This window comes from Bacteroides togonis, assembly GCF_900130135.1.
Lineage (GTDB): Bacteria > Bacteroidota > Bacteroidia > Bacteroidales > Bacteroidaceae > Bacteroides > Bacteroides pullorum.
Genome location: NZ_LT670821.1, coordinates 1 through 7,149 on the forward strand (window position 1 = coordinate 1; position 7,149 = coordinate 7,149).

Below are 7,149 nucleotides of genomic sequence, written 5' to 3' on the forward strand. Positions count from 1 at the left end.
AAACCCACTTGCGTGACCTGTTCGACAAGACTAATTTCAATGATGTCAAAGATCTAAATGATCCCCTGATTCCGGGGCTTTTTGATTAATTGTTTAACTCGTCCCATTTTAACGGGACACTAATGAATTTAAGTCCTAAAATAAACTTTGAAGGAACATCTGGAGGAGGTATCTTCTATCAAGGTACGGACGACGTACTGTATATGGTTGCCTATATGTCGGAAGTAGGTAGATTTGATGGGAACAACAACGAGTTTATTTGTATGCCTTCATCCAATTATATTCCAAGCGGATTGTTGGACTCCATTGTCGACAGTCGTGAATATACGTTTATTGCCGACACCGGTGTGGCTCGAGAGGTTGATAGCCGTCAACTGTTAAATCTATTAGACAAATCCGATTATAATCTGAATCAGACTGGTTACTTTATAGAAAACGATAAGACGAAAGAGATTATCGACCAACTGAGGGACGATGATACTTCAACGCTGCTGCTGACAGCATTATCGGGAATGGGTAAGTCAAAACTGATTTATGAGGCTTTCAAGGAGACAGAACGCGAACCAAACCGATATTATACGAAATTTAATGGTAATCGAGATAAACTGATGGGCGAGTTGAAGCAAATACTGAAAGATAATCCCGAAAGTGATGGAATTATCATCGTGGATGACTGCCCAATGGAACTTGTTACGGAAATTATCAGTATCAGAGATAAATACAACAACTTATTTCGATTGATTTTTGCTCATCATGACTATTTTAATGAAGAGCTTGAACGTATCACTTTCCCTGTTATTAAGTTAAGACCTCAAGACATGGAGGAGAGCATAGGACACTATATTAGTGAGGCACTGCACGAAGATGAACAGAACAAGAATGACATTTTGGTTATCAAACAGTTAGCAGGTGGATACCCTCAAATGGCGATAGAACTTGTTAAGGCATACAAGAATAACAAAATTGCTGGTCCCGAGGATGTAACGCATCTAATGCCGAAGTTACTAAACCTTACCCCCTGGAAAAGCCAAACAAATTTGACCCCTTTGGCCAAAAAGAATCTGCCCACCTTATTTATCATACGATTGCCCCTTTAAAAGTCCTGGTGATGGGGGTCAATTTTATTTTACCTTTTTAATTTTATCTGTTTTTCTTAGACCTTAACTTACGCATACTTTCACCATACAGCTCTATGGTATGAGCCGTGTGGATGATACGGTCAAGGATAGCATCGGCTATTGTCGGATCACCAATCATGTCATACCAGTTGGATGTGGGGTATTGAGAGGTTATGATGATGGATTTCCGTTCATGCCTGTCTTCAATAATTTCAAGCAGTATGGGACGTTCTTTGGCATCAAACGGCACGAGGAACAGGTCATCGAGGATGAGCAACTGACAGCGTTCAATCTTCTTGAGTTCCGCTTCAAGTACCCCTTTGATTTTTGCCACTTTCAGTGCGCCAAGCAGTTTCGGTGCATTGGCATAGAGAGTCCGGAATCCTCTTTTACATGCTTCGTGACCAAGGGCGCACGCCAGATAGCTTTTCCCCGTACCGGAAGAACCGGTTATGAAAAGATTCTGCCCTTTATGCACAAAGTCAAGGGTAGCGAGGCGTTCCATCTGATTGCGGTCCAGTCCCCGGTTTACGGCATAGTCAATCTGTTCAATATAGGCCTTGTAACGGAATGAGGCATTCCTGGTGAGCCTTACTATTGCAGCCTGGGCACGATAGTCCCATTCGCGCGCAAGTAGCATGGACAGGAAAGAGTCCGCGGTCATGGACTGTGGTGTGGTGCCGGCAAGACTTTCTCTGAAAGCCTCTGCCATACCGTATAATTTCATGCGGTTCATTAAATCCAGTGATATGGTATTCTGATCCTGTTGTCCCGTAATGGGAGCAGTCTTGTTGTTTATTTCCATAAAATAGAGTTTTATTGTTCTTGTTTGTCTTTTTTGTAATATTCACGTCCACGTATGTTTTTGTGAACCAACGGAACCGGGGAAGTCACACCGGGTTGCATTCTTCCGTCTTCATCGGGAAGGAAATCCGCATCTTCTCCCAGTTCAAGCACCTCGCGTATGGCCTGATATCCGTATTGCAACTTCTGGTCTGCGCAGGCGCAGGCTGCGACCAGACGGTCACGGCCATATTTTTTCTCCAAAGCCAGTATGCCCCGGCAAGATCTGAACGCTTTGGGAGGATATTGCATGACGCGTTCCACTTCCCGAAGATAATTCAACACTATATTGTCCATTTCCGAGGCACGCCGGAAAAGTTCTTCCAGATCCTTGTCATAAGGACCATAGTGTCCCGGCAGGTTGTGTTCCTTTTTCCATGAATAAGTATAGGGGATATCACAGCGGTCGTGGGTGGCAATAAGATTCATGCTGCAGTAGATTTCTACCGTATCGGCATCGTAGAGAATGGTCACACGTTTTCCTACATATTCCTTTGGAACACTGTAATGATGCTTGAATAGTGAAACGTACGAGTTTCTGCCTACAGTCATAATTTTTCTTTCCTTCAAGACATAACGTTTGGACGGAAGAGGACGGAGATAGTCTTTCTCGCCGTGCAGAAACATTTCCTTGCGTGACATTTCCCGTCCGGCCATCACCTTTCCGTTAAATACAAGTAAGGAAATACGGATGGCTGTATTGAGCTCATCCAGACTCGTAAATGTCATTCCTTCTACGTCAAGGTAAACGGAACGGTAGAGGAGTTTCACGGCATTTTCAACCAGGGCCTTATCCTTGGGATGACGTACACGGGCCGGATAGACCACACAGCCGTAATATTCCGCAAAGGCGGCAAAATCTTCATTGATGACAGGCTCGTTACGGTCGCTTCTTGTTACGGCGGCTCTCAGATTATCAGGGACAATGGCCGCCGGAACACCTTCAAAATAACGCATGGCGTTCTCGCATCCCCTTATCAGGTCTTCCTTGCGTTGCGACCATACGGCTTCGCAGTAGGTATAATGACTGAACGGAAGGACGGCAACGAATACTTCGGCTTTCTTCGTTTCACCCGTCATTTCATCAACAACCTCAAGTCTGTCGCCGGCAAAATCAATATACATCTGATCACCTGCATAATGCTCGACGTGACCGACGATCGTGATGTGAAACCTGTATTCGCGGACAATCCGTTTGAAGGAAGACAGCTGATAGCCCTCAGGATATTCAGCATGATACTCCTTGAACAATTTTCTGATACTTGTTCCTTTGCGTGTCAGACGGGATACATACCCGGGAAGCAAGGCTTCCAGTTCAATCTTTCTGGCAGAAGGTTCCCGATGACGGGACTCCGGACAACCGAAGATCTCATGCAACTGTTCATCGGAAAGAGAAAGAAGCTGTTCAATACTTTTCCCGCTTGAAAGAAACAGACGGACATACTTGCGGACCGTGTTACGGGAAGTACAAAACAGGGATGCCGTTTCCTTGATTCCCATTCCGGACGCATAACATCTTAAAATGTTTTTGATTCTTTTATCCATTTGTATAGATTTTATTAATACCCCGTTACACCAGGACTCGGGGATTCAAATCTACACAAAAAAAATCTCTGGCAATATGCGTGCTAAGTGGTCAATGTTATTTGGACCAGAAGGGTCAATCATATTGTGGCCAAAAGGGTCAATTCTTTTTGGCCAAAGGGGTCAAATTTGTTTGGCTTTTCCATTGCATTTGAAAATGCCACATATAGAAATATTTGCCGATAGATAGTAAATTTCATACCGTCTTCCCCAGAAACACCCCGATAACCGACAATGCCCCCAGTTGTTTCATCTTTCGTTGCAGTTGCCTGAAGCTCTCCCCAGTCGTGAGTACATCATCCAGCAGGACAACATTCTTTCCTCTGATATACCGCCGTGTGAATTGCAGGTTCCGCAATATGTCCTTATCCTTTCCCTTTCCTTTCAGCTGCTCGCGGTCTTCCTCTATCCAGATGGCCTTGAAACCGTCCGTAATGCCCAGCCATTCCGACAGGTAGTAGCATACCACCGGAAAGCGTTTCCGCTGTCTTTCCCTTGTCGATGCGGGTATAGGTATCAGTACCGTGTCTTCCTTCGTTCCGTTGAATCCCGCATGTTTCAGACACAGTGCCAGTATCCGTGCGACCAGCTCGCCACAGTGTCCTCCTTCCTTAAAACGGAATATCAGGTTGCTTACCCGTTTTTGGTGTGTATCCGTCTTTTCAATCTTCGTTGGGTAATAGTCATGCAGGTAGTGACACCTGCATCCGTCTATAAGAACTTCTCCCTTGAACATCGTTTCGTACGGGTAGAAGTCCATTTTCTTCTCCCTTTCAAACGTAAAGTTCAGCACATCCCTCATCATGGCATTCCATTCCTTCGACCTGCCCAGCGAATACCATCCCGCATGTTTCCCGGCTTCCATCAGGCACATGCCGATTTCCATCGCCTCGCTGAACCGCTGGTGCGAGACGATGTACCACCCGTGTTTCCGGCACAGGCCGGCAAACTCCTTTATGTCCGCAGTCAGGAAGTACATCATGCCTTCCTCTCTGATGACTACCGTCAGTTCCGACTTCGGTTTCTCCCTGCAGAACAGGCTCTCGCTGTAATTCACTCCGTGCCATACCGACTCCGTGCATTCCTCATCGCAGAACTGCACTTCCACCTCTTCAAGCAGGTCAAATTCTTCCACCATACCGTTTCTGTCTTTAATTACAGGTTTAAGAGGGATTTAAGTTACACATTATTATCGGTTTACGGATAAGCGTGTTTACAGTTTTACATTTTTTAACTTGTATAAAACACGTGTCGGGACAGCCTCCCGAACAGGGGAGACTATCCCGACACGTATATCCGCCATATCCTGCGGCTTTCAGTTCCAGCTGTTTCTCTTTTCGCCGCTCATGCAGAGAATCACCGTACTTTTCTTCTTTTCAAATGATTCTGCCAGCCGTCTTGCAGCCCATTTTCTGAATGCCTCGCATTTCAGTCCCTTCATGCGGAATCCCAGTGCGACGATAGTCTTCAACCCGTAAAGGTCGGTGCTGCAATTCTTTCCGTTATAGACAAAATGTTCCACCCGTACATCCGTGTATTCGTCAAAATCCCCGGTTTTTGCAAGGGATTTCAGTCCTGCGTTTACCGACTGTACAAATACGCCATACGCCCGTGCGATGTCGCATTTCGGCAACCATACCTCGCCCTTGTCGTCCGTTTCTATCCTTACGCTCACCTTATCAGGTGCATTGCGGTTATATTCCACTTCAAAATTGCCAAATTTCACCATAATAGTTGCTTTTATACATTATTATATATGGAATTTCAGTATGGAGGTCATAACATGGCATCCAGTTTTCCCGCAAGGACCTCCATATCCTTTCTTATCTTCTCATTGGTTATGCGGGCATAGATTTGCGTCGTTTCAATGTTCGTATGCCCCAGCATTTTCGACACCGTTTCAATCGGCACGCCTTTAGCCAGAGTTGTGGTCGTAGCAAACGTGTGACGTGCCAGGTGGAACAGAATACAGGAAGCAAGCAGATGAAGGGATGAGAAAGGGAAACGTAATTGGTTGAATATGAGCAAAAGTTCTGTTTTTTGCTGAGATAATGGAAAGCAAAAATGGATAGGATATTGCAGGTGTTCAGTTACCAGAATGTTAGTCGCCCAGTTACCTGAACCGAATAGGTAACAGACTGAACAATAAAGAATCTGTCACAGAGGCTATTATTCACTGTATGTCAGCATTTTGCATATCAAAGGACGCTTATAAAATAGGTAATTTTGCCATTAAAAAAATAAGCGTATGAAAGTAGAAAAATTCAAGGTGCTGCTCTACCTGAAAAAGAGTGGTCTTGACAAATTCGGAAAGGCTCCGATAATGGGGCGAATAACGGTAAACAACACGATGGCGCAATTCAGTTGTAAGCTGTCATGTACTCCGGAGTTATGGAATCCAAGAGAAAGCCGACTGAATGGAAAGAGTAAAGAAGCCGTTGATATTAATGCGAAAATTGACAAGCTCTTGCTTTTGGTCAATTCTGCATTTGATTCACTTGTAGAACGTAAGATTGATTTTGACGCGACTGCCGTAAAAGAGCTTTTACAAGGAAGTGTAGAAACCCAGATGACTCTGTTGAAACGGCTTGATATGCATATCGAGGATATGCGCTCAAGAATCGGTATTGATGTAGCTAAAAGCTCCATGTCAACATACATTTACACCCGCAGGTATCTTGGCGAATTTATTCAAAAACGATTCAAGACAAGTGATGTTGCTTTTGGACAGTTGAATGAACACATCCCATGGGAGTTTCAGGATTATATACTGAAGGACAAAGGACTTGCGGTAGATACGGCAAGACATTATCTGGCAATCCTGAAGAAAATCTGCCGGATGGCATTCAAGGAAGGACATGCGGAGAAGCGTTATTTTGTGAATTTCAAACTACCCCAAGAGAACCGGAAACCACCACGGGCTTTGAGTCGTGAGGATTTTGAGAAGATCCGTGATGTCGTAATACCACCGGAAAGAATCACTCATAATATAGCCAGGGATTTATTTCTCTTTGCCTGTTATACAGGAGTTCCGTATGCGGATGCGGTTTCAATCACTGGAGATAATATATACAAGGACGATAAAGGCGACTTATGGTTAAAGTATCTGAGAAAGAAGAATGAATATCTGGCCCGCGTCAAATTGCTGCCGGAGGCTATCGCTCTTATAGAAAAATATCGTTCGAATGACAGGGAAGAACTTTTCCCGATGATACACCACCCCAATATGAGACGACACATGAAAGGTTTGCGGGATCTGGCTGGCATAAGCTGTGACCTGGTCTATCACATGGGAAGACATACCTTCGGAAGTCTGATAACCCTTGAAGCTGGTGTTCCTATTGAAACAATCAGCAAAATGCTGGGTCATACCAATCTGACAACTACCCAGCTTTATGCAAGGGTAACTCCTAAAAAACTTTTCGAGGATATGGACAAATTCATCAAGGCAACGAGTGATATGAAACTGGTATTATAAATCCTCAAATCCGCAACCTATAGGGTTTAGTGGGATTTTGCTTGCAAAGCGACAAAATTCATTTTATTGTACATATTTCTTGCACAACAGAAATGTCGCAGACACAAAATCCCCTTACCCCATAAA

General features: G+C 44.4%; 6 protein-coding genes and 1 pseudogene. 2 read left to right on the forward strand and 5 right to left on the reverse strand.

Translation table 11 applies throughout. The features are described from left to right. Positions 1–122 precede the first annotated feature (122 nt). Positions 123–1,097: a hypothetical protein gene (locus BQ8005_RS16535; RefSeq protein WP_234984099.1), complete on the forward strand. Its 975-nt coding sequence runs from the start codon at positions 123–125 to the stop codon at positions 1,095–1,097. Positions 1,098–1,140: 43 nt separating this feature from the next. On the opposite strand, the gene istB is transcribed toward BQ8005_RS16535, so the two are convergent. From istB to BQ8005_RS17765, 5 genes and pseudogenes are all read right to left on the reverse strand, one after another. Then, entirely contained in the window at positions 1,141–1,923 is a 783-nt protein-coding gene (istB, locus tag BQ8005_RS16540) for an IS21-like element helper ATPase IstB (RefSeq protein WP_075319310.1), read from the reverse strand. A gap of 11 nt (positions 1,924–1,934) precedes the next feature. Next, positions 1,935–3,506, reverse strand: a complete 1,572-nt coding sequence (gene istA / locus BQ8005_RS16545) for an IS21 family transposase (RefSeq protein WP_032944470.1) — start codon at positions 3,504–3,506, stop codon at positions 1,935–1,937. A 235-nt stretch (positions 3,507–3,741) separates the two neighbouring features. After that, positions 3,742–4,683, reverse strand: coding sequence for a ComF family protein (locus tag BQ8005_RS16550; RefSeq protein ID WP_075319311.1), 942 nt, complete (start codon positions 4,681–4,683; stop codon positions 3,742–3,744). A gap of 177 nt (positions 4,684–4,860) precedes the next feature. Beyond that, the gene (locus tag BQ8005_RS16555; protein WP_075319312.1) at positions 4,861–5,274 is read right to left on the reverse strand and encodes a virulence RhuM family protein; all 414 of its coding nucleotides are present in this window, start codon (positions 5,272–5,274) and stop codon (positions 4,861–4,863) included. Positions 5,275–5,321: 47 nt separating this feature from the next. Further along, positions 5,322–5,513, reverse strand: a pseudogene (locus BQ8005_RS17765) (tyrosine-type recombinase/integrase); the annotation flags it as partial. Positions 5,514–5,793: 280 nt separating this feature from the next. Between BQ8005_RS17765 and BQ8005_RS16565 the strand changes: the two are divergent. Next, positions 5,794–7,023, forward strand: coding sequence for a site-specific integrase (locus tag BQ8005_RS16565; protein WP_075319313.1), 1,230 nt, complete (start codon positions 5,794–5,796; stop codon positions 7,021–7,023). The last annotated feature ends 126 nt before the right edge of the window (positions 7,024–7,149 follow it).